This is a genomic window from Dolomitihabitans soli (assembly GCF_022213955.1).
Lineage (GTDB): Bacteria > Actinomycetota > Actinomycetes > Streptosporangiales > Streptosporangiaceae > Streptosporangium_A > Streptosporangium_A soli.
Genome location: NZ_JAKNTW010000003.1, coordinates 147256 through 168236 on the forward strand (window position 1 = coordinate 147256; position 20981 = coordinate 168236).

At 68.5% G+C, this 20981-nt stretch carries 23 protein-coding genes; 14 read left to right on the forward strand and 9 right to left on the reverse strand.

Features of this window, described 5'->3' with window-relative positions:
* The first annotated feature begins 56 nt into the window (after nucleotides 1–56).
* The 4 genes from MBA17_RS08705 (at nucleotide 57) to MBA17_RS08720 (ending at nucleotide 4043) form a co-directional block, all read left to right on the forward strand.
* A complete protein-coding gene (locus tag MBA17_RS08705) occupies nucleotides 57–995 on the forward strand; it encodes an NAD-dependent epimerase/dehydratase family protein (RefSeq protein ID WP_238495783.1) in 939 nt (312 codons plus the stop codon).
* On the forward strand, nucleotides 992–1915 hold the full coding sequence (locus tag MBA17_RS08710; protein ID WP_238495784.1) for an RNA polymerase sigma-70 factor: 924 nt from the start codon (nucleotides 992–994) through the stop codon (nucleotides 1913–1915). The genes MBA17_RS08705 and MBA17_RS08710 overlap by 4 nt, the downstream gene beginning before the upstream one ends.
* 9 nt (nucleotides 1916–1924) lie before the next feature.
* Entirely contained in the window at nucleotides 1925–2350 is a 426-nt protein-coding gene (locus tag MBA17_RS08715) for a DUF4158 domain-containing protein (RefSeq protein ID WP_274385172.1), read from the forward strand.
* Nucleotides 2351–2669: 319 nt separating this feature from the next.
* Complete coding sequence (locus MBA17_RS08720; protein ID WP_238495785.1) at nucleotides 2670–4043, forward strand: erythromycin esterase family protein; 1374 nt, start codon at nucleotides 2670–2672, stop codon at nucleotides 4041–4043.
* A 96-nt stretch (nucleotides 4044–4139) separates the two neighbouring features.
* Here the strand turns inward: MBA17_RS08720 and MBA17_RS08725 are convergent, their stop codons facing one another.
* Nucleotides 4140–4631 (reverse strand): TetR/AcrR family transcriptional regulator, encoded by a 492-nt coding sequence (locus tag MBA17_RS08725; RefSeq protein ID WP_238495786.1) that lies wholly within the window; start codon nucleotides 4629–4631, stop codon nucleotides 4140–4142.
* A gap of 85 nt (nucleotides 4632–4716) precedes the next feature.
* On the opposite strand from MBA17_RS08725, the gene MBA17_RS08730 reads away from it, so the two are divergent.
* Entirely contained in the window at nucleotides 4717–5790 is a 1074-nt protein-coding gene (locus MBA17_RS08730; protein WP_238495787.1) for an FAD-dependent monooxygenase, read from the forward strand.
* A 227-nt stretch (nucleotides 5791–6017) separates the two neighbouring features.
* Here MBA17_RS08730 and MBA17_RS08735 read toward each other — a convergent pair whose 3' ends face one another.
* Nucleotides 6018–6626, reverse strand: a complete 609-nt coding sequence (locus tag MBA17_RS08735; protein WP_238495788.1) for a TetR/AcrR family transcriptional regulator — start codon at nucleotides 6624–6626, stop codon at nucleotides 6018–6020.
* Between the two features lie 136 nt (nucleotides 6627–6762).
* On the opposite strand from MBA17_RS08735, the gene MBA17_RS08740 reads away from it, so the two are divergent.
* Both MBA17_RS08740 and MBA17_RS08745 read left to right on the forward strand, forming a co-directional pair.
* Nucleotides 6763–7419: a hypothetical protein gene (locus MBA17_RS08740; protein ID WP_238495789.1), complete on the forward strand. Its 657-nt coding sequence runs from the start codon at nucleotides 6763–6765 to the stop codon at nucleotides 7417–7419.
* 120 nt (nucleotides 7420–7539) lie between these two features.
* Entirely contained in the window at nucleotides 7540–8157 is a 618-nt protein-coding gene (locus MBA17_RS08745) for a stage II sporulation protein M (RefSeq protein ID WP_238495790.1), read from the forward strand.
* A 235-nt stretch (nucleotides 8158–8392) separates the two neighbouring features.
* Here the strand turns inward: MBA17_RS08745 and MBA17_RS08750 are convergent, their stop codons facing one another.
* On the reverse strand, nucleotides 8393–8791 hold the full coding sequence (locus MBA17_RS08750; protein WP_238495791.1) for a DUF3592 domain-containing protein: 399 nt from the start codon (nucleotides 8789–8791) through the stop codon (nucleotides 8393–8395).
* Between the two features lie 803 nt (nucleotides 8792–9594).
* On the opposite strand from MBA17_RS08750, the gene MBA17_RS08755 reads away from it, so the two are divergent.
* On the forward strand, nucleotides 9595–10749 hold the full coding sequence (locus tag MBA17_RS08755) for a hypothetical protein (RefSeq protein ID WP_238495792.1): 1155 nt from the start codon (nucleotides 9595–9597) through the stop codon (nucleotides 10747–10749).
* A gap of 553 nt (nucleotides 10750–11302) precedes the next feature.
* Here the strand turns inward: MBA17_RS08755 and MBA17_RS08760 are convergent.
* The 3 genes from MBA17_RS08760 to MBA17_RS08770 form a co-directional block, all read right to left on the reverse strand.
* A complete protein-coding gene (locus MBA17_RS08760; protein ID WP_238495793.1) occupies nucleotides 11303–11842 on the reverse strand; it encodes a cupin domain-containing protein in 540 nt (179 codons plus the stop codon).
* A gap of 119 nt (nucleotides 11843–11961) precedes the next feature.
* The gene (locus MBA17_RS08765) at nucleotides 11962–12903 is read right to left on the reverse strand and encodes a DUF4158 domain-containing protein (protein ID WP_274385139.1); all 942 of its coding nucleotides are present in this window, start codon (nucleotides 12901–12903) and stop codon (nucleotides 11962–11964) included.
* 453 nt (nucleotides 12904–13356) lie between these two features.
* The gene (locus MBA17_RS08770; protein WP_238495795.1) at nucleotides 13357–13935 is read right to left on the reverse strand and encodes a TetR/AcrR family transcriptional regulator; all 579 of its coding nucleotides are present in this window, start codon (nucleotides 13933–13935) and stop codon (nucleotides 13357–13359) included.
* Between the two features lie 80 nt (nucleotides 13936–14015).
* On the opposite strand from MBA17_RS08770, the gene MBA17_RS08775 reads away from it, so the two are divergent.
* The 3 genes from MBA17_RS08775 to MBA17_RS08785 are packed head-to-tail and all read left to right on the forward strand — an operon-like array spanning nucleotide 14016 to nucleotide 15395.
* Entirely contained in the window at nucleotides 14016–14789 is a 774-nt protein-coding gene (locus tag MBA17_RS08775; RefSeq protein WP_238495796.1) for an oxidoreductase, read from the forward strand.
* Nucleotides 14790–14828: 39 nt separating this feature from the next.
* Nucleotides 14829–15200 (forward strand): VOC family protein, encoded by a 372-nt coding sequence (locus MBA17_RS08780; RefSeq protein ID WP_238495797.1) that lies wholly within the window; start codon nucleotides 14829–14831, stop codon nucleotides 15198–15200.
* Between the two features lie 42 nt (nucleotides 15201–15242).
* Nucleotides 15243–15395 carry a hypothetical protein gene (locus MBA17_RS08785; RefSeq protein ID WP_238495798.1) on the forward strand — a complete coding sequence of 51 codons (153 nt, stop codon included), beginning with the start codon at nucleotides 15243–15245 and terminating at the stop codon, nucleotides 15393–15395.
* Between the two features lie 342 nt (nucleotides 15396–15737).
* On the opposite strand, the gene MBA17_RS08790 is transcribed toward MBA17_RS08785, so the two are convergent.
* Complete coding sequence (locus MBA17_RS08790; protein ID WP_238495799.1) at nucleotides 15738–15941, reverse strand: hypothetical protein; 204 nt, start codon at nucleotides 15939–15941, stop codon at nucleotides 15738–15740.
* A 531-nt stretch (nucleotides 15942–16472) separates the two neighbouring features.
* Between MBA17_RS08790 and MBA17_RS08795 the strand changes: the two genes are divergently transcribed.
* Nucleotides 16473–17768 (forward strand): alpha/beta hydrolase, encoded by a 1296-nt coding sequence (locus tag MBA17_RS08795; RefSeq protein ID WP_238495800.1) that lies wholly within the window; start codon nucleotides 16473–16475, stop codon nucleotides 17766–17768.
* Here the strand turns inward: MBA17_RS08795 and MBA17_RS08800 are convergent.
* On the reverse strand, nucleotides 17665–18126 hold the full coding sequence (locus tag MBA17_RS08800; protein ID WP_238495801.1) for a hypothetical protein: 462 nt from the start codon (nucleotides 18124–18126) through the stop codon (nucleotides 17665–17667). The genes MBA17_RS08795 and MBA17_RS08800 overlap by 104 nt on opposite strands.
* A 139-nt stretch (nucleotides 18127–18265) precedes the next feature.
* On the opposite strand from MBA17_RS08800, the gene MBA17_RS08805 reads away from it, so the two are divergent.
* Nucleotides 18266–19180 carry a hypothetical protein gene (locus MBA17_RS08805; RefSeq protein ID WP_238495802.1) on the forward strand — a complete coding sequence of 305 codons (915 nt, stop codon included), beginning with the start codon at nucleotides 18266–18268 and terminating at the stop codon, nucleotides 19178–19180.
* Nucleotides 19181–19542: 362 nt separating this feature from the next.
* Entirely contained in the window at nucleotides 19543–20013 is a 471-nt protein-coding gene (locus MBA17_RS08810) for a hypothetical protein (protein WP_238495803.1), read from the forward strand.
* A gap of 99 nt (nucleotides 20014–20112) precedes the next feature.
* On the opposite strand, the gene MBA17_RS08815 is transcribed toward MBA17_RS08810, so the two are convergent.
* A complete protein-coding gene (locus tag MBA17_RS08815; protein WP_238495804.1) occupies nucleotides 20113–20757 on the reverse strand; it encodes a hypothetical protein in 645 nt (214 codons plus the stop codon).
* Nucleotides 20758–20981 lie beyond the last annotated feature (224 nt).

Sequence of the window (20981 nt, forward strand, 5' to 3'; positions counted from 1 at the left end):
AGTTCCCGATCATCTGACCCGCTCTGCGGAGGGGCGGTGGTCGATCATGGAGAGTGATGATCATGCGAGTGTTCGTGGCAGGTGGGAGCGGGGTTCTGGGGCAGCGGCTGGTGTCGCAGCTGGTGGCGCGAGGTCACCAGGTGACGGCCACGACGACGAGCGAGGCCAAGTTGGGGTTGCTGGCGGAGTTGGGTGCGCAGGGGGTGGTGATGGACGGCCTGGATGCGATGTCGGTCGGTGAGGTGGTGGCCACGGCTCGGCCGGACGCGATCGTGCATCAGATGACCGCGATGTCGATGGCGCACACGGGCAAGCCCGATATCAAGCACCTCAACCGGTGGTTCACTCAGACCAACCGGCTGCGCACGGAGGGGACGGACCATCTGCTGGCCGCCGCCGAGGCCACCGGGGTTCCCCATGTCGTCGCGCAGAGCAACGCCTCATGGAACGGCATCCGGCAGGGCGGATGGGTGAAGACCGAGGAGGACCCGCTGGACCCGGAGGAGGTTACGGTGGCGCGCGCCGGGGCGGCGGCGATCCGCCATGTCGAGGAGGTGGTCGTCGAGGCCGGCGGTGCGGCCCTACGGTATGGCGGGCTGTATGGGCCGGGAATCATCGACGACCAGGTCGAGCTCATCCGCAAGCGGCAGTTTCCGCTGGTGGGGGGCGGTACCGGCTACTCTTCCTGGGTGCATGTGGACGACGCGGCGAGTGCCACGGTCCTGGCGGTGGAGCAGAAGGCCAGAGGGGTGTTCAACATCGTGGACGACGAACCTTCCCCGGCCGGCGAATGGCTGCCGTATCCGGCGGAGCGCGCGGGAGCGAAGCGGCCGAAGCGGCTGCCCGCTTGGCTGGCCCGGCTGCTGGCCGGACAGGTGGCGGTGACGATGATGACCGAGGGGCGCGGCTTGTCCAACGTCAAGGCAAAGCGGGAGCTCGGCTGGCAGCTGCGCTACCCCTCGTGGCGGCAGGGTTTCGAGGAGGAGCTGGCATGAGCAGGGCCGAGGAGTTTCAGGAGCTGCGGCCGCTGTTGTTCTCGATCGCCTACCGGATTCTGGGCAGCGTGAGCGAGGCCGAGGACGCGGTCCAGGAGACCTGGCTGCGCTTCGTGGCCGCCCCGACCGAGATCAGGTCGGCCAAGGCGTTCCTGTCGGCGGCGGTGACCCGGATCTCGATCGACGTGTTGCGCTCGGCCCGCGCCCGGCGGGAGGAGTACGTCGGGCCGTGGCTCCCCGAGCCGCTGCTCGCCGACCCTTACCAGGACCCGGAGCGGTCGGCGGAACTGGCCGACTCATTGTCGATGGCGGCCTTGGTGCTGCTGGAGCGGCTGTCCCCGCTCGAGCGGGCGGTCTTCGTGCTGCGAGAGGTGTTCGACTTCGGCTTTCCCGAGGTCGCGTCGGCCGTGGGGCGCTCGGAGGCGGCGTGCCGCCAGCTGGCGGTGCGGGCGCGGCGCCATATGGCCGCAGGCCGGCCCCGCTTCCAGGCGGACCGCAAAGAGCGGCAGGAACTGGCGTCGCGGTTCTTCGACGCCCTCCGTGAAGGCGACGTCGCCGGCCTGCAGAACCTGCTGGCCGCCGATGTATCGATGGTCGGTGACGGCGGCGGCAAGGCCCCTCAGCTGGCCAGGGCCGTTATCGGCGCCCAGAACGTGGCCCAGCTGCTCGCTTCCGTCTTCCCCCGGATGGCCCTGATCGGCGTGACGGGCGAGCCGCACGAGGTCAACGGCCAGCCGGGCGCGATCTTCCGCGACCGGGACGGCAAGGTGCTCCACGCCCTGGCGCTCGATGTACTCGACGGGCAGATCCAGACGATCCGCGTGGTGATCAACCCCGACAAGCTAGGGCACGTGGGCGCAGTAGCGGACGCCTGGGCAATCGACCGCGAAGTAAGGCAGGCACGCCGCCCCACGCAATAGCCGCTACGACTGCACCTCGAACCCCAGCGGCCGGGTAGAGCAGCGTGCCGTCGAAGACCACCGGTCCCGTCGGCCTGGCCGCCGCCACCCTGCAGGCTCGGCTTCGCCTTGATCTTGAAGTTCTACGAGATCGAGGGGCGGTTTCCCGCCTATCCCGAGGAGATATCGGCGGCCGCGGTGGAATACGTGGCGTCGCTGGTGGAGGTTGAGCCGGGGCTGCTGGCGAAGTACTCCTGGCGGGGCCGGACCATCGAGCGTCACCGAGCGCAGATCCGCAAGAGATTGCGGGGGTGGACTCCGCCGGGTAGCGGTCGGGGAAGGCGTAGGCGGCCAGGTCGAGGAGCTGGATCGCGAGGTCGTCGCGCAACCGGGCCCGCTCGGCGAGCCAGCCGCCGACCAGGTCGCCGGCGCGGCCGGTCCGGGTGCTGCCGATGATCACGGCGACGTTCAGCCGTTCGCTCGTCATCGTGTCCCTCCTTCCTGCGCTGTCACTCAGGAGGCGCTAGATCGGATCTAGCGGGCTAGCGAGGACGGTTCCGGCGGCAGAAGGGGGTGTCGCCGCCTGCGGCGTTGCGGGGGAGGTACGACCGGTGGGGTGTTTGGGGCCACTGGGAGCGCGGCCGCTACGCCGAGGGGTGTAGGCCGCGAACCGCTCGCGGGCCGACGCGGGGGCGGGGCCTGGCGGCGACGCTGGATGCGTGCATCGGACGAGGCCCCGCGGGACCGCGGGGCGCAGAGCAAAGGAGGCACGCACATGCGAACGCTTGCGCTGGCGGTGGCGGGCACGATCCTGGTCGCGAACCCGCTCCAGGCCGAAGCGGTGACGGCGGATCGGGCCGGGGCGGCGTCGCAGGTCCGAGCGGGGGTGGGGCCGGAGGTCCGGGCGGGGGTGGGAAAGGAGGGCCGGGCCCAGAGCGCGTCGCCGGTTGTCGAGTGGGTGGGGCGGCATGCCGTACCGCTGGTGCTCGATCCACGGGCGCCGCTGACCGACCTGGCGGCGCTGCGCCCGATGGTGGGCGCCGCGCCCGTGGTCGGGCTGGGCGAGTCCACCCACGGCGCGCGGGAGGAGACCCAGCTCAAGCACCGGACCCTGCGTTACCTGGTGGAGGAGCTGGGCTTCCGATCGATCGCCTGGGAGGAGGACTGGACGGTGGGCCTGGAGGTCGACCGCTACCTGCGTACCGGGAAGGGGAGCCTGGACGCGGTGCTCGGCAGGATGTCCACCACCTGGCGGACGCGCGAGGTCAAGGCCGTACTGCGGTGGCTGCGCGACTACAACGCCGGTCACGCCGACCAGGTGCGCTTCGTCGGCGTGGAGTTCTACGCCACCGGCCGGGCGGCCTACGACGCGGTGTCGGCGCACGTGGCCAGGACCGCCCGGGGGAAGCTGCCGCAGGTGCGGCGCCACCTGAGGGTCATCCGGCCGGACACCGCCGACATGGGCGCGTACGTCAAGTGGTACTACTCGCTCAACGACAAAAGCCCCTACATCAGGCACGCCCGCGAGCTGTACGAGCTGGTCGAGAAGCTGCCGCACCGCAGCGGGGACCGCGCCCACGAGCTGGCCCTGCACCACGCCCGCCAGATCCTGTCGTTCTACGAGTACTTCGCCCAGCAGAACCTGTACCAGTACCGGGACCGGCACACCGCGGCCAACGTGCGCTGGTGGCGGGACCGTACCGGGGACAAGGTCGCCTATTGGGCCGCGCTGGCCCACACCGCCGCCGCGCCCGGCTTCAGGGTCAGCCCCAGGCCCGTGTCCTTCGACCCTGCGGGTTCCTACCTTCGCCGCTGGTACGGCAAGCGCTACCGCTCCATCGGCTACACCTTCACCACAGGCACGCTGAGCGACGCCACGGGCAAGCCCGCCCGGGTGCCGCCGCCACCCGCGAGCTGGGCCGACGCCCCGTTCGGCGAGGCGAAGCACGCGCAGTTCGCGCTGGACCTGCGCACGGGAGCCCCGCCCGAGGTGCGGCGCTGGCTGCTGGCCCCGGCCAAGATCCGCGGCGTCGTCTCCTACGACCCCTCGAAGCCCGACGAGCACCACGGCTCGGGAAGCTCGCTGTCCGGCTGGTTCGACGTGATCATCCACCGTCAGGAGGTCACCCCGGTGAACCCGCTGCCGTGACCGTCGGCGGAACGCGCTTGATCTGGAGCGTACTCCAGCAGGCAGGCTCTGCCAGGTGAACACGCAGCAGCTGAACCTCCCCACGTGTGGGTGATGTCAGAGTTGGGTGGCGAGCGATCGGAGTTGCTTGATCACATCCGCGCCGGTGGGCGCGTGGTCCGGGTCCAGCAGCCACTGCATCATCAGGCCGGTCAGCAGGGCGAGCGGTATCGAGCCGCCGAGTCCCTCCCGTCCCTCCCGCTGCCCTCTGGTGAGGTGTTCGCGTACCTCCGGTGACCGCTCCGCCTGCACTGCGGCCTCGAGTTGCGCCACCCACAGCGCCCGGTGGGTGGTGAAGCTGTCGATCAGGGCCTGCCAGCGCTGCTCTGGCTCGTCCGAGGGGGTGCGGCGGGCGATTTCGTCGCTGAGTTCGTCGACCGCCTCCACCAGGGCGTGGGTGAGCAGAGCGTCCTTGGAGCCGAAGTGGTAGCCGATGGCAGCGTGGCTGACTCCGGCGGCCGAGGCGATGTCCCGGACGGTCGTGCGAGCCCAGCCGCGTTCGATCAGGCACCGCTTGGCTCCGGCCAGCAGATCCTCTCGGTTTCCCATGACGTGCAGCCTAGCCGATTATTTGCCCGTCTGGTCTATCCATATGGTTTGACCAAACGGGCAAATCGGCTTTACGGTCATGCTCATGGCCAAGACGAGAGTTCTGATCTCAGGCGCGAGCGTGGCCGGCCCCACCCTCGCCTTCTTCCTGAACCGTGATGGGTACGACGTGAGCGTGGTCGAGCGCGCGCCTGAGCTTCGCGACAGCGGCTACGCGGTGGACTTCCGCGGCGAGGCGTTCGACGTGCTGGAGGAACTGGGCGTCCTCGCCGAGATGCGCGAGCACGACACGAAGATGCGCGGCACCACCTTGCTGGACGACAAGGGCGGGGAGACCGGACGGCTGCCCGCCGAGGTCTTCGCCGGCGAACTGGAGGTGCCGAAGCAGGAGCTGACCCGGATCCTTCACCGCATCACCGCCGACGACGTGACCTACGTGTTCGACGATTCGATCAGCGCGTTGACCCAGCACGGGTCGGGCGTCGCGGTCGAGTTCGAGCGCGGCACCGCCCGCGAGTTCGACTTGGTGATCGGAGCCGACGGCGTCTATTCCAAGGTGCGGCAACTGGCCTTCGGCCCACACGCCGACCACTTGGGGCACCTGGGCCTGTCCGGAGCCGGCTTCAGCACCGCCAACCACCTCGGCCTGGAGCGCAGCGGCCTGCTACAGCAAGGCCCCGGCGCGGCGCTCTATCTGTTCAGCTCCGGCGCACCGGACCGCCTTACAGTCAGCTTCTCCTTCGCCACCACCTCACCCGCACTGGACCGATGCAGCCGAGACGAGCAGGAGAATGCGGTGCGAGCGGCTTTCGCCGGCTTCGGCGGGGAGGCGCCCCGCCTGCTGGAGGCGATGACCACAGCGGACGACTTCTACTTCTCCTCGACCTGCCAGGTCCACCTGGACCACTGGTCGTGCGGCCGGATGGCCCTGGTCGGCGACGCGGGCTACTGCGCCGCCCCGACCAGCGGCATGGGCACCTCACAAGCGCTGATCGGCGCCCGAACCCTGGCCCGCAGCCTGGCCTTGGCGGCCGGAGACCACGTGGCCGCCTTCACTGCCTACGAACAAGAGCTACGGCCCTACGTCACCGGGAACCAGGCCGCGGGCCGTCAGGCCGCAACGATGTTCGGCGGCCACGCCGACCTGGCCAACTCATAAGGCGTTCCGGCAAGGAGGGCCGGCACCCTCACCGCAACGGTGATGAGCATGCTCCGCGACCACGACGCGGCCGAACAAGCGACCAGACCTGACCAGGCCTAACGCCGCCACGTGCGGAGACCCAAGCGCAATCAAGACCTACCTGACGGCTGGGGACACGTTCGGGAGCAGAGGGCCTAGTACGGACGGAGGGCGGCTGCGGCGATGGGGCGGTCGAAGTCGACGGGTCAGGATGTTCCGGGGTTCAGGACCGCATCGACGGCCATGTAGAGGGTGTCGTTCTCGGACTGCAAGATCGAGCCGTCGGAGGGGAGGGCTCGCTCCAGCGCCAGGCCGTTCAGGACGGTAAGGAGGAACTTCGCGCGCCGGGAGGTGTCTCCGGGGGCGAGAGCGCCTTCCTGCGTGAGCACCGTCAGCCAGTACTCCACGCGACGCCGCCCCTCACGTTCGAGGGCGAAGTATGCCTCCCGTACCTGCTCAGTCGGTTCCGAGGCGATGAACTGCTCGTGGATGATGCGGTGCGCTTCCCGTGCTCCGGCGCCGACTCCGGCGGGGGCGAGGACCTGGCGCAGGCAGTCGACAAGGCGGTCACGGGCCGGCGCGTCCCGATCGTGGATCCGCTCTTCGGAGACGACGACGTCGTACAGACGGGTGAGTACCTCGTCCTGGAGCGCGCGCTGCGTCGGGAAGTGGAATCGGAGGGATCCCGTGCTCACTCCCGCGCGCGCGGCGACCGCTCGCACGCTGAGCTTCGCCCCGGGATTTTCCCCGATCAATTGCATCGCCGCCAGGAGAACCTTGTCCCGGCTGCTGAGCTGCTCGTTCTGATCCGTCATCACACGATCCTCCGCCTCACTCGCCCACAGCACTATCACACTGTACTAGCACACTGTGATAGCTTGGCCGTCAACCCGACTAACACAGCGTGTTAGTCGGGTTGTGATGAAGCGACCCACGGAGAGTGGAGGGAACATGGTGAAGACATGGCGGCGCAGCCGGGCGATCCGGCGGGTCAAGCAGGGCGACGGGCGTCCCCTTCAGCGGTTTCGCTGGTGGCAGGTGCCGTTAGGACGCAAGCTATTCCACCTCCCGCCCTCATCCGATGGCCGACGGCCGGGGACATATGCCGTCGACGTGCGGCACTGGGGCAACCAGTCGGGCGGCGAGAGCACGGCACACCTGTATCTCGATGGTCGCCATCACGCCCGCTCCAAGATCCCCGCCGTGTTCCCTGCGGAGGGCGGCGTCATCGAGGTCGCGACGAGCAGCTTCGGGATCAAGCGCTGCCACTACGTCACCACCACGGGCGAGGAGCACCAGCTTGTTCCCGACCCGAAATCGAGCGAAGGCAGGCGAGTCCGTCTCGAGCGTGATCATCCGACGGTGAGCCGCATGGTCGCCGCCACCTCGGTAGTGATGCTCGTGATCGGTGCGGGGCTGAACCTCCCGCAGATCATCGCGCCGATCTCGCAGGTGCCGCCCATCGCCGACAACCTCGGCACCTTCACCTCCCCCATCCACCTGCCGCTCTGGCTCAACATCACGCTCGCCCTCGGCGCCGCGCTGGCCAGCACGGAAAGGGCGCTACGTCTGCGCTACCACTGGCTGCTCGACGCCGGAGGCAACTGACCGACACCTCAGGCTGCGGCCGACAGGCCGGGTCCGCACGCAGCACTCGGCCCGGCGACACCCAGGGCCCGCGCCAGCAGGCGTCGATGACACATCACCAGAGAAACGGACACGAGAATCATGAACCGTCTTCGCAGACCGTTCCAGATCATCCGCGCCGACCTGCGCGCGTACCTGCTGATCAATGCCCTCGTCTACGGGGTGCTCCTCCTCGGCATGGCCCTGGCCATGATCTTCCCCGATCTCCACGCCGCACGGACGTCCTCGTTCGTCGACGGCGACCAAGGGGCGCTCGTCAACACCGTGATCGCCAACCCCTGGACCTTCGGCGCGACCATCTTCATGGTCAACGTGTTCGCGACAGCGCTGCTGCTCATCGTCCTGCCCTCGCTCGTGATCCCCTTCGCCGGCCTTGTCGTCTTCGTGATCAAGACGATCGACATTGGGATCCTCCTGGCGCCCGTCGACCGGACATCGGCACTGATCCTCATCCCGCACTCGCCGACCATCCTCATCGAGTTCCAGGCCTACGTACTGGTGATGTTCGGCGCCTACCTGCTCGGCAGGTCCTGGCTCCGACCGGCGACAGTGGATACCACCACGCGAGGACAGGCCTACGTGCGCGGCCTGAGCCTCCTCGGCCGGCTCTGGCTCCCGGCGCTTGCGCTCTTCGTCATCGGCGCGGTCTACGAGGCCGTCGAGATCTACTTCCTCGTACCGCTGGTGCTCGGCACCTGACTGCCCCCATGGAACACGGGAAGAATCATCTCGCGGGCGACGTCGCTCGCCTGATGAAGAACGCCGGCGCGACCACGGCCGGGCTGCCCGCCTGAGCGAGCCTGGAGGCCAGGCGTCATTCTCGCCGAATGGGCGGCCACGGAACTCAGATCTGGTTCCAGGAGGTCGGAATGCGTGCCCCCGGTAGCGGTATCGGATCACCTTCACGCCGGCAGCGCCGGTGAACTCGACTCCGTCACGGGCGAAAGGCCAGGATGACGGCAATCCCGGCGCCCAGGAAGATCAGGCTCGCCATGCCGCTCAGGATGCTGGGCAGGACGCGATAGCGCGCGGTGAAGACCCGGGCTGCCTGCGGCTGTCCGTCGAGGTAGGCGATCGGGACCTGCTGGCCGACGGTCAGCCGTAGGCCGATCCCGGCCACCTGCGGAGTGAACTCGATGTGGTGGCCGGCCTTGTCGGTGAAGGCGATGACGGGATGCTGGGACGAGTCGTGCACGACCGCTCCGATCACTGTGCCCGACACGTGCACGCCGTACCCCTGTAACCGGGAGACCAGGCGCCGCTCCCTTACCGCGAAGACCAGGAGCCCGAGCGCGGTGGCGACGAAGACGAGGCCGGCCACTATGGTCATCATGCTGGGAATACTACGGAAACCACGTAAGAAATAACCTCCGAGTTCCCGAGCCCTTCTCCAGGTCATCCAGCCCCAGGACCAGGGCGTTTCCCTGTAGAGCAGGTCGATCTAATGGTTGAGGGGATTTCGGGCTCGATGAAGCTTCTCCCTCTTCGTTGAGGTTCTTGTCGTCATGGTGAAGACGAGGAGGCGCGTGCCGTGCCCGGCCGAGATGTCGCCATGGCAGAGAACGCCTGCTCACGCGGGGGTCGGCTCCTTACAGGGGTCCCGGTAGTAATGGCGGAAAATCCAACGGATATAACCTTGACCTGCGTTAACTCGCTCTTTGGGCAGGTCGAAGGGGCCGGCGGTCCATCCTGGGTTCGCATCGGACGCGAGTTTCACGCATCCGATGCCGAACTCAGGGATGCTCGCGGCGAAGATTCTTCAGCGAGGGTGAACCCGAGGGCGAAGGACATGCAGGCTGGTTTCGGCTCGAACATGGCGGGATAAGTCCGGCGCGATAACGATCACCGGCAAGTTTCCCCAGGTCGTGGTGCTCGATATCAAGCCTTACGTCAACCGGCCGCCCCTTCCCGGCGTACGTGGGCTGGGCCCGGGAGAGACGACGACATCAGACGGACCTTCGCCGATGGGCCGGAGCTGGGACACCAAGATCAAGGACCGAATCGTGCCGGGATAGCCTGGCTTCCAGCGTCGGCCCGGCCCCGGGCGGTGCGGCAGCAAGCGCACGCCACCCCGGGCGCCTGTGAGCCGGCCTGGGCCACCGACCGGGTGGCCCTCCCGGAAGAAGTAGGGGAGACATGCGATTTCTGGAGCGGGAACGCGCCACTCTGGCGAAGCTGCTGCCGGGGCTGGACGAGGGCCTGCGGGCGGTACCCCTCATGGAGCTGGAGGGCCCGGATAGCCCCGGCCTCCAGCTCTTCCGCGACAACGGCGGCGTCGGCCTGCTGGTGCCGACCGACCTGGTGCAGACCGAGGACGACAGTGAGCAGGGGCGGGCAGCCACCGCCCTGGACGCCCTGCGAGTGCAGCGCGCGCTGGGGAGCAGGACACCGTCGCTGGCCGTGGCCACCACCATGCACCACTTCTCGGTGGCCGTCATGACCGCTCTGAACGCCCGTGTCGATGACCGACTCCGGAACTGGTTCGAGGAGCTGCTGACCGACCGCAACGTCGTGGCGCCCGGCTTGGCCATGGACCGCCCCGTCGCGGGAGTCCTCTCCCCCTCCCTGACCGCAACGGAAACGGACGGGGCGTGGCTGACCAACGGGGTGACGCACGCATACCGTCTACCACCCGAGTTCATGGATCTGTTCCTCATCAGTTTCATGTACGTCGAAAACGGCGGCCCCCAGGACGGGGAACAGGTACTTGCGGTGGCGCTGTTGCCCCTTGACTGGGCGGGTGTGAGCGTCAGCGGGGCCGGGGCGGGGGCGGAGAACGTGCAGGTCACCCTCGACGACGTCATGCTGGTGCAGGAGCTGGTAGTGCCGGCCTGGACCCTCGACGGGAAACTGGACGACGTGATGACCGGGAGCTTCGCCTGGTTCCAGCTGCTGATGACGGGCAGCTACCTCGGGGCCGCCAGCGCACTGGTCGAGCGGGTACTGCTCAACGATCAGGTGCCCGAGTCCGAGCGGGTCCGGCTGCTGGTGGAGACCGAGCTCGCGATGTCGGCCGCGGAGGGCGTCGCCGGCCGGATCGACGCCGGCGACCCGGACGAGTCGACGCTCGCCGAGGCGCTGTATGTCCGGTACGGCGTGCAGGACACCCTCGCCCGGATTATTCCGCGCGCGGTCGAACTGCTCGGCGGCAACCTCGACTCCACGGCCTCCGAGGAGGTCGCCTACCTCGCCACCTTTGCCAACGGCCTGGCCCTGCATCCGCCGACACAGTCCCAGATGGCCGGTCCGCTGTCGGCGTACCTGGCCGACGGGCCGCTCACCCTCGCCTGACCCCAGGCGCCCAACACCCAACGGCTGTTCCTGGGCTCCTCGCCCCCGAAGATGGTCAGGACGCTGAGAGCATCCCCAGGACGTCCCCGCCGACGCGGACGTCCCCGGGCCCGCGGGGCGGGATTGGGGAGTCCCCGTAGCTTCGGCCGGAAATCCAACAGATATGCCTCTCGCCTGCATAGACAACAGAGCTCAGGTCTGGCCTATTAGCCAGAGACCCTGCATAAGCGCAGGCGAAAGGCATATCCGTTGGATCCTGCGCCATTACTACCGGGACCCTTTACACCAGCGCAGGCATCCCGGCTGCTCGCCGGGCGCCGGGCATCGCCCGGTGCCACTCCAAGACCGGCTGACCATAGGCGCCCTTGGGCTCCGGCGAACCCAAGGGCGCATAACCTCCCAGACCACCCCAACGGCCCGGCCTCGGCCCTTGGGTTCGCGGGAACTCTGGGCTTTCAAGGGGGGCAGACCAAGTACGGGAGAAAGGGACAGTCGTCCACTCCCACCTCAGCGTTCACGGCGCCTGCACCCTTCGATGGAACGGAATCCGGCGTTAACCACGTCCGGAAGACCGCAACGGCAGGGGTTCGCTGACCTGGGAGAACCCCACTAGCGCCGGATTCCGTTCCACATCTCTCTGACCCCCGAAATCGCACTCCGGATTGGGGGCGCCGGTGGAAAGAGGTGCGCCATGAGGGACGATGTAGGCGACATCGAGAACGACGGGCTTCTTGCCGAGGTTGCGGCCGATGTGCACGTATTTCGAGCCACCCGGCTCGGTGATGGTGCTGCCCTGCTTGTAGACACCATCCGACTTGCACGTGGCGTCGAAGTGGCTCAGCGTGCCCTTCTGGACGACGCCGAAGATGGTGTGTCCGTGATAGTGCCAGCCGGTGCTCTCGCCAGAGGGCAGGGTGATCCGCCGCACGATGTAGTCCATGCCGTACAGGGTGCTTTGCGAGATCACCATGCTGGTGACACCCGAGCCGCCCGGGGTCGCGGAGGCGGGACCTGCGGTGAGGCCGGCAGCAGCGATCACGCCGGCGGCCAATCCCCAACGGAGCAGATTACGCATGAGCGGAATGCCTTTCATCAGATTTGTTCAGGAGGTGAGTCACAGGAACTCATCCGCGAAGCGCAAAAAGCGCTGCTCCTCCAACCGACCAGAGCCGCCGGCCCGGACGGCACCCACGCCGTCAGAAAATCTTACGATCACCTCGTGCTACAAGCAGGTCGTTCCTTGCGTTGGCCCCCGGGCAAGGCTGCATCGCTTCGAGCGTCGTAGCAGCGGGCGCAGGATCGCCGGGCGGCCCTGGCCAGCAGCGGCGCCTTGGTGCCCGCCTCGTACTTGGCCAGCGTCTTCATCCGCCGCACCGGCACCTTGTCCACCCGCACCCGCGCCAGCCGGAACGCCGCGATGTCGTCCACCCGCTTGAGCGCCTTGGCCATCTCGGTGCCCGACTGCCGCTTGGGCGCCTGCCGCAGCCGCTCCAGCTCCGAGATCCGAGCCCCTTCGGGAACCACCAGCAGCCCCGACAGCGCCCGCGGCAACCCCGCATCGGCGCGCTCCACCTGACGCGTCACCGTCGCATACAGGCGCTCATCAGCCCGCTCCCGCACCGAGCCGACCAGCCGCTCCAGCACCGTCACCCCCGGCAGCAGCACCCGATGCCGGCGCAGCCACGCCACCGACTGATCGAACAACGCCGTCGGCCCCTCGGCATGCGTCCACGCCCGCCCGTGCAAGAACGTCAAGAACCGCTTCGACAGCACCCGGCCCTCCCACGACTCCCGATCGTCGAAGTCGTGATAGCCGTAGACGTCCCGGATCATCCACGCGTGCTCGTAGACCGTCTTCGGCCGCTCCCCGTACCGTTTCACCTGCGAGGGGTCCCCGATGCCCAACTGTTCGGCCAGGTAGTCCACCACCGGCCACGGCACCTCGAGCGGGTCCTCCAGGAACAGGCCCTTGTGCCGGACCGTCCCGATCTGGATCGCCACGCCGAGGCGATGTGAATCCTGGCGTGAGCGCGCGATCACTTCCCGGTCGAAGGCGTCCAGGAAGAAGAACTTCTCCATGTCCGGCAGCGACGGCATCTCACCAAACGTCGAGTACGCCGTCCTCTGCTCATCAGACAAAAACTCCGCAGGCATGACCGACGACCGTAGGCACACCACCTAGCGCCCGGTAGCCACCGGAAACACACCGCAAGTCCAGATCTTGAACGGAAACGATCAAGCATAGGACGACCTGCCCAGGCGTCCAGCTAAGTTACTCGCCGGTACCGCCAACGGCTGTCCGCAGGTTCCTCAACCCCGTAGGCGGCGTCGGCGGCCTGCGTGCGCAGGTCGTTGGAGCCCTGCAGGGCAAGCGCGGCTTCGTGCCCGGCCTCGACGGCACGGCGGAGCCAGCCCATGCTGTCGTGGCCCCAGCCGCGCAGCAGGGCGCTGGTTGGGCAGCGGCGCGGCCAGCACCCTCAGAATCCGCCACAACGCAAGAATGGCCTGGTCAGAGACCTAGTGTCGAATCATGTGACAGTAACCCCGGTTCGTCGTTCCACTAGTACTGGGACGCCAGTAACGCGCCGGGCACGCGCGTCCTTCGGCTCAGCTCGCGCGCGGGGCCCCGTGGCGCAGGCCATCGAGGAGGAGGGTGGTGATCTGCCGGGCCTCGTCGAGCCATCCCTCGGACACGCGCATGGCGCAGATGCCGCCCAGGGCCCGCAGCAGGGTGGGGCCAGTGACATCGCCGCGAACAGTGCCGGCCGCGCTGCCGGCGTCGAGCAGCCGGGAGAGGGCGTCGCCCATGCGGGTGCGGGCGTCGTCGAAGACCGGTGAGTCCGTCGCCATGATGTTCTCCAGCGCGACAGACATCCCCTTGCCCACGGCGGCGTGGTCCACGAGCAGCAGCAGGAACCGCCGCAGGGCCTCCTCCGGGGCGTGCTGGTTCAGCAGGTCGCCGGGCGCGGCGCACAGGTCGTCGACCTCCTTGCGGTAGACCTCCTCGATCAGCGCCTCGCGGGTCTCGAAGTGGCGGTAGAGCGTGCCCACGGCGACGCCGGCGCTGCGGGCGATGTCCTCCACGTGCGCGTCGGCGTCGCCGCCGAGGAACGCTTGGCGGGCCGCGGACAGCAGTGCCTCGCGGTTGCGTCGCGCGTCGGCGCGTAGCGGGCGTGATGACGGCAAGGAACCTCCATAAGGTGAGTCCGGTTCCGTTTACGTGTACCGTTTCCGGAGTCAGGTTCATCTTACGGAGGAGATTTCCCATGCCGAACACCGACGAGGGCCTGGACGGCCTGCGAGTGCTGGTCACCGGCGGCAGCCGGGGTCTGGGCGCGGCGACCGTGCGCCGCTTCGTCGCCGCGGGCGCGACCGTGCTGACGGCCTCCCGCAGCCGACCCGAGGAGGATGACGGCGCCACCTTCGTGCCGGCGGACCTCTCGACGCAGCAGGGCGTGGCCGGGCTCGGCCGCCAGGTCGTCGACCAGGTGGGCGGAGTGGACGTGCTCGTGAACAACGCCGGTGCGGCCAGCGCCCCGGCGCCGACCCTGAGCCGGTCCGATGCATCCTGGCAGGCGGACCTGGAGATGAACCTCCTCAGCGCCGTGCGCCTGGACCGGGCCCTGGTGCCGGGAATGGTCGAGCGGGGCTCCGGCGTCGTCGTGCACGTCTCCTCGATCGCCAGCCAACTTCCCCAGCGCACCGAGGCGTCCTACGCCGCCGCCAAGGCCGCGCTCAACACCTACAGCCGCGAACTGGCCACAGAGGTCGGCGCACACGGGGTGCGTGTGGTCTGCGTCCTTCCCGGCTTCGTCGTCACCGACGGCGCCACCGCCCACCTCCGGCACATGGCCGAGGAGCAGGGCGTGACCACCGAGGAGGTCACGCAGCAGATCGTGGACCGCCTGAACGTTCCCATGGGCCGCCCCGGGGGTCCCGAGGACGTCGCCGAGATGATCGCTTTCCTCGCCTCCGGCCGCGCGAAGTGGCTCACCGGGGCGCAGTTCCGCGTCGACGGCGGCATCATCCCGACCGTCTGAGCACCGACCAGTACCAGCGCAAAGAACAGGACCATCACCATGTCCATCACCCTGAGTTCCGTGATCATCGACGCTGCCGAGATCGAGGCGGAGAGCGCCTTCTGGCACCGGCTGCTCGGTGGCTCGATCCATCGCACGCCGACCCATCACTTCATCCAGGCCCCCGGCCTCCCGGTCATCGTCGTCCAGTCCGCCCCCGAACACGTCGCCCCGAGCTGGCCGGACGGCACCACCTCCCAGCAGATGCACCTCGACTTCGGCGTCGAGGACCTCGCGACCGCCGACCGCACTGCCACCGACGCCGGCGCCACCCGACTGCGGCCCACCGAGGAGATCACCTCGGAAACCCGCACCGGCAGCTGCGTCTACGCCAGCCCGGCCGGACATCCCTTCTGCCTGCGCGCGGCCTGAGACCACCACCCCTCACCGCCTGTCTGTTATCGCGTACATGGCATGCCGCGCAGGAGCGAGCGATGGCGGGAGTGCGTCTCCACCCAGCGACACCTGCCCGAGCACACCAACGCGGCCGACGCCGTCCTGGCCGCAGCCCACGAGCTGGGCGTCGAACCAGCCGCCGCCCTCAAGCTCGCCGCCCTGGCCGGATGAAGCCCGCCCGCCCAACGACCGGCCGGCCGGGCCCCTTCCCTCGGCAGCCCGCACGGTCATCTGGCGCTGGCGCCGCCCAGCGCCAGACGAACGAATCAGCTGCGGCCCACCTACGTGCCTGAACGACCTTCAAGCTGCTGACATGCAACACGGCGTCACCGCAGCCCACGAACGTCGCTGACCTCAGCACCGCGCACCGGACCAGCCGCTCCCCGTGGATACCATGATCGCCCACGCCCACGCCCGCTCCTGGCTGCACCCGCCGGGGCCATGCAACCCAGGCGTTACCCGACGTCATGATCAGCTGCGTGCCGGACGGCGTCCGTCATCGCCCATCAGGCCTCACCCCGGCTGGTCCCTGAGGCTCGCTGCACGTCCCTGAAGCCTCAACCCTGAGAGCGCGATGGATTGCCGATCTCCAGGATGTTCGTCAGGGATCTTGCCGTCTTCATAGCCCGATTCGGTGGTTTCGGGTCGGTCGGGATGATCAGGATCGACGGGCCGGCCGGCCACCGCGAGCGGGTGCGGGGGTCGGATCTGGTTCATCGGCCCAGGCTGGTCAGCGGGGACGGCGGACCCATCACCTACCAAAGTCGGACCCGTATCCCACCGGGGGAGTACATGGCGCGACCGCACGCCCGATGCGGCAGACCGGGCTGCGGGGCGAGGCTGACCGACATGAACACCTCCGCAGAAGGCTGCTCACTGTGATCGGCGCGCCGGCGGTCGCCCTGGCCCGTGTGGGCCCTGGCGGTTCCGGTGGCCGGAACTGCGCTGATCATGCGGACGGGCAGCGGCACGCAGTCGGTCGGGCCGGTATCGGTCCTGGTGGCGAGTCTGCTGGCCGGGCTGGCGGGTTGGGCTGGCGGGTTGGGCGCTGCTGGCCGTTCTCGAGCGATTCGGGTCCCGGCCCGGCCGGATCTGGACGACCGTCGCCTTGGTCGTGCTCGCCCTGTCCCTGTTCGGACCAGGCCTTCGGCTGGTGGGTCTTCCGCGGCCGGGCCCAGGCCCCCGGCTACTTCTGACCACACCTGGGCGGTCACGCCCTGGTGCCAAATTTCGATCTTTGGAGGTTCTGTGCCCTTCGGGTATCTGTTCACTGTGGCGCTCGTCGCGATCGGTACGCTGTTCGCGCTACGGCCGGTGCCGTTCTCACGCCCGCTCGGCCGTCCGAGCTACTACTTCGGCCTGGCCGCCAACGAACTGCCGTTCGCGGCCTTCTTCTGGATGCTGCTGCTCCCGACGGCGCTGGCGTTCGCCGACGGTGACATCGACTCGGCGGGCGGCTGGGCGACCGTCGCCCTGGCCGCCGTGACCGCGATCGGGCTCGCGGTCATCGCCTACCGCGCGATGGGAGAGCGGGCCAGGATCGAGCGCGCCATGGACGAAGGGCTGGGCGCGGGGTGGCGCGCCGCCATCGACGCCGACCTCAGCGCTGGACTGCGGCGCCGTCCCCCGTTGGCCCGCATCCTGCTCCTGCCCATCCTCAAGCGCCGCCCAGATGTCCGGCGCGTGGCCAACCTCTCGTACGGCGACGCGGGCCGCCGCAACCTGCTCGACCTCTACCAGCACCGCTCGCGCCCGTCCGGCGCGCCCGTGATGATCCACCTACACGGCGGCGGCTACTCCGGCGGCCACAAGAACAGCCAGTCGCTTCCCCTGCTCTACCACCTCGCCGGCCAGGGATGGGTGTGCATCAGCGCCAACTACCGGCTACGGCCGCAGGCCCAGCATCCGGACCACCTGATCGACCTCAAGAAGATCATCGCCTGGGTGCGCGAGCACGCCCACGAGTACGGCGCCGACCCGTCGACGCTGTTCGTCGCGGGCAGTTCGGCGGGCGGGCACATGGCGGCGCTGGCCGCACTCACCCCCAACGACCCCGCCTTCCAGCCCGGCTTCGAGGACGCCGACACCTCCGTGACCGGCGCCATCTACCTGAACGGCTGGTACGGCACCTACTTCGGCCAGGGCCCCGAATCCTCGCCGCTGGCCCACATCACACCGGACGCACCGCCGTTCCTCGTGGCCCACGGCGATCTGGACCCGCAGGTGCCCGCGGCCGATGCCCGGCACTTCGCCGACCGGCTACGCCAAACCTCGACCGCCCCCGTCGTCTACGCCGAGTTGCGCGGCGGGAACCACGCCTTCGACCTGTACCACTCGGTCCGCTTCGAGGCCGTCATCGACGCGATCGAGGGCTTCACCGCCTGGGTGAGATCACGGGAAAGAAGAGCCATAGACGGTCCAGGCTCTCCACCCGCCGCCCTTACCCGGCGAGTGGGGGGCCTACTTGCTGGGACTGTGCGAGGTGGGAGGAGATGGCCGGGTGTCCGAAGACCTCGTCGAAGCGGTGAGCGCGGTAGGTGCTGATGAAGAAGTACGAGCCGGTTGGGCAGCGGAGTTCGGCGGCACCGTAGTGCATGACCTCAGGAGGTGTGAGGACGCTGAGGTCGCCAAGGACGTAGAAGAGGGGGATGGGGGCGTTCGTGCCGAGAAACTGAAGCCCGGCCAGGACTGATTTGCGGGAGATCGTGTATCGGTCGGTGTGGGTGCTGGGCATGCGGTCCTTGGCGTCGATCGTGACGATGTCCATGCCGCGGGCGGCGATCATGTCGGGGAACTGTCTGAGGGGGGAGTCGCAATGCCTCAGGGCTCGCTGGATCTCCGCTGGGTAGGTTCCCTGCCCGCATAACTGCACCGTCCAGCCGCGGTGCTGGAGTTCGGTCATGACGCGTCGCTCGTGTCGGTCCCCGATTTGCTGCCGAGCCTGCCAGTTCGCCACCTGTGTTCCCTTCATCACTAGCAATCAGGGCGTGGTACCTAACAGAAGCTTTTGGTACTACGAGTTTAACGCTAGGCTGATGGGCATGGCGGCATACGTTGACACACGTTTTCGTCCCACTCTATGGCCGGGCACTCCAGTGCCGACGCCGCACCTGCGCAGGTTCGCCGGCGTCGAAGTCGAGGGAGACTGGATCACCTGGCCCCCCGCGCCCACCAGAGGGCAGCCTGCCGCGCACCTTCCGGATGACTTCTACCTGCGTGAACTCCTTGAGTTGTCACCCGATGACCTTGAAGGGGTGGCCGAGCTCTTCCGATCCCACGGCTTGTTCTTCGACCTTGATCTTCGCGATCTCGATCTTCGCAGCTACGAAGACGAGACGATCCAAGAGATCCGCTCGTACGCGGAAATGCAACTGCCGGGTGACAAGTTCTTCCGGACGGGTGTGCACCGGGAGACCGTCAAGCTGCATTTGGAGAAGGCCCAGGACGCGATCACCACCTGGTTGGCGTGTCAGCGGGAAGGCGGGCTGGAAGAACTCGTCGCGCCGGATATCACCATCGAGAACCTGACCGATCTGCAAGAGCAGCAGGATCCCGACCATGATCCCCTTTGGCCGGCTTCCTTGGATGACTTCCGCAAGGTCCTCATCGAGATCCGGGTCGGAGACCTTGAGACCGTCCTGCAGGCCGCCCTCGGCAGGTTCAGCATCGGCATCGGCGACTTGGCCGATCGTCATCCCACCATCTACTCGGTCTCGTTCCTGCAGCTGTACAACCACCTGGCCGAAGGCGCCAACGTGCGCAGATGCGCCAACGAGACATGCCTGCAGCATTTCGTCCGCCAACGCGGCCGAGCCGCCTACGGTCAGCACCGCACCAGCGGCGTGAAGTACTGCTCGCGCGAATGCGCCCGGGCTCAGGCCCAGCGAGCCCTGCGTCGGCGACGCAAGCAGAATCCCGATCAGAGCGGGAAGTCTGAAACCACGTCAAACCGGTGATCATGCCGTTACCGTGACGCGCATCGGCCATACGCGCGAGTTGATCGTGGCGTTGGGGCCGTTGATGTTCCACTGGGTGTCGATCGGCGGGGCGGGGGCCTGCGCCGGAGGGTTGGTGGCGTGGAGCCGGGACCGTACAGGCCGTCCACGTCCACGTCGAGGCGGGCCTGCCACGCGGTGATGTCGGCGCCCTTCATGTACGGCTTGCCCTTCGTGTATACGAGGATCCGAGACCAGGCGGCGGGCTTCGCGGGCTTACCGTCCGTCTGCTCCTTGACCAGGGCGAGGAACCGATCCCAGGGGTAGCCGTTGCCGGGGTCGGTGTGGGAGCCGGTGCCCGGGTACGCCTTGGTGACGTCGACGTGGCCGCAGAAGCCCTTCTTGCCGGCGCGCGGCGGGAGCTGAGCGCGAGGCTGATCGTCCTCGGGCAGGCGGCCAGTGGGGCGGGGTTCGAGATACCGGCGGAAGCTCGCGGCGTGGTGCTGGAGAGGCTGCGGGAGGAGCGGGCGCGGCAGTATGAGCGGCTCGCCGGGGAGGTGCGGGGGCTGGCCGACGACGCTGGCCGGTACATGGCGAAGTTTGCGGGGTCCGCCATGGTGTTGGTGGGGGATGTCCTGTCCAAGCTGCACGGGGTGATGCTGTCGGAGCGCTCACGGTCCGAGCAGTGCGTGATGGTGCTGGACGTGGTGAAGCTGACGGCCCTGGTGTTGGACGGTCCGCGCTGGCGGTTCTGGATCCGCTTGAAGGCGTGGTTAGCGCTGCAGCGGGTGCTCGCCGGGTTGGAAGGACACGAAGCGCCTGGTGCGGTTGCGGTGGAGGGCGGAACGGCCTGATGGGCGCCAGCCGGTTCGGCGGGCGCCCATCGCGGGTGGCGGTCAATAGGGGCGGCTGAGAAGGTCCGCCTTGGAGTAACGGGGCTGGGCTGATGATGGTCAGCCCGCGCTTCTCAGGGCCGGGGCGGTTACGGGCAGGTGACCAGAACTATGGAGATGACGGTGCACGAGGCGTTGTCGTTGGCCGGGTTGGGGTCGGCTGGGGCACTGGTGGTGCGGGTCCCGGTGACGGTGACCTGGCCCAGCGACAGTAGCGACAGCGGCACGCGGAACGTCTTGTCCACCGAGGCGCCGTTGGCGATGGCCCCGTAGGGTGCAGGTGACCGTGCCCGCGCCGGTGGTGCAGCCGGACGAGAGGTTGGTCGCGCTGGCGCCTGGCGGCAGGGTGGCGGAGGTGACCGCGTTGGGGCCGGCGTTGTCGGCGGTCAGGGTGTAGCGCAGATACGGGACCAGAATGCCGAGGTTGGGCTGGGCGCCGAGGTCGACGTCGATGTCGGCGGCGGGCGGCGCGGTGAGCAGGAGTTCGGGGTCGGAGGGGAGCGGGGTGCCGGCGGCGAGCGCGGCGGCCGCCACGGCGCGCCCGCCCTGCATACCGTCACCGCCGGTCAGGCCCTGCGCTCCCAGAAGCTCATCCTCTACGTTCGCCATGACGGCCAAGCGCACGCCTATTTTCGCGCGGTCGCTCGCCTCGACGAAGCCCTCGCGGGCGCGTCCGTCGCCCGAGCCGGGCCCACTCCCAGCCACCGAAGCCCCATCGCCCCCTGCAGGAGGTTTTGCACCGGTCGTGTCCACGCAGACCTCCTGCCGCCCACAGCAGGCACTGTGATCGGCTCATGCCTCCAGTGAGGTGACGTGCTCGACAACCCGGCCTTCCCGCTTGTCGACCGGATCGGCGCTTTGTATCGCCCTCGAGGCCCGGAGCCGTCCGCCACGACGACCCGGGCGCTGGGCCAGACCTGCCCGGCGGC

Coding starts and splice junctions, on each gene's coding strand:
- MBA17_RS08705 (WP_238495783.1), top strand. CDS start 57: ATGATCATGCGAGTGTTCGTGGCAGGTGGGAGCGGGGTTCTGGGGCAG.
- MBA17_RS08710 (WP_238495784.1), top strand. CDS start 992: ATGAGCAGGGCCGAGGAGTTTCAGGAGCTGCGGCCGCTGTTGTTCTCG.
- MBA17_RS08720 (WP_238495785.1), top strand. CDS start 2,670: ATGCGAACGCTTGCGCTGGCGGTGGCGGGCACGATCCTGGTCGCGAAC.
- MBA17_RS08725 (WP_238495786.1), bottom strand. CDS start 4,631: ATGGGAAACCGAGAGGATCTGCTGGCCGGAGCCAAGCGGTGCCTGATC.
- MBA17_RS08730 (WP_238495787.1), top strand. CDS start 4,717: ATGGCCAAGACGAGAGTTCTGATCTCAGGCGCGAGCGTGGCCGGCCCC.
- MBA17_RS08735 (WP_238495788.1), bottom strand. CDS start 6,626: ATGACGGATCAGAACGAGCAGCTCAGCAGCCGGGACAAGGTTCTCCTG.
- MBA17_RS08740 (WP_238495789.1), top strand. CDS start 6,763: ATGGTGAAGACATGGCGGCGCAGCCGGGCGATCCGGCGGGTCAAGCAG.
- MBA17_RS08745 (WP_238495790.1), top strand. CDS start 7,540: ATGAACCGTCTTCGCAGACCGTTCCAGATCATCCGCGCCGACCTGCGC.
- MBA17_RS08750 (WP_238495791.1), bottom strand. CDS start 8,791: ATGATGACCATAGTGGCCGGCCTCGTCTTCGTCGCCACCGCGCTCGGG.
- MBA17_RS08755 (WP_238495792.1), top strand. CDS start 9,595: ATGCGATTTCTGGAGCGGGAACGCGCCACTCTGGCGAAGCTGCTGCCG.
- MBA17_RS08760 (WP_238495793.1), bottom strand. CDS start 11,842: ATGAAAGGCATTCCGCTCATGCGTAATCTGCTCCGTTGGGGATTGGCC.
- MBA17_RS08765 (WP_274385139.1), bottom strand. CDS start 12,903: ATGCCTGCGGAGTTTTTGTCTGATGAGCAGAGGACGGCGTACTCGACG.
- MBA17_RS08775 (WP_238495796.1), top strand. CDS start 14,016: ATGCCGAACACCGACGAGGGCCTGGACGGCCTGCGAGTGCTGGTCACC.
- MBA17_RS08780 (WP_238495797.1), top strand. CDS start 14,829: ATGTCCATCACCCTGAGTTCCGTGATCATCGACGCTGCCGAGATCGAG.
- MBA17_RS08785 (WP_238495798.1), top strand. CDS start 15,243: ATGCCGCGCAGGAGCGAGCGATGGCGGGAGTGCGTCTCCACCCAGCGA.
- MBA17_RS08790 (WP_238495799.1), bottom strand. CDS start 15,941: ATGAACCAGATCCGACCCCCGCACCCGCTCGCGGTGGCCGGCCGGCCC.
- MBA17_RS08800 (WP_238495801.1), bottom strand. CDS start 18,126: ATGACCGAACTCCAGCACCGCGGCTGGACGGTGCAGTTATGCGGGCAG.
- MBA17_RS08805 (WP_238495802.1), top strand. CDS start 18,266: ATGGCGGCATACGTTGACACACGTTTTCGTCCCACTCTATGGCCGGGC.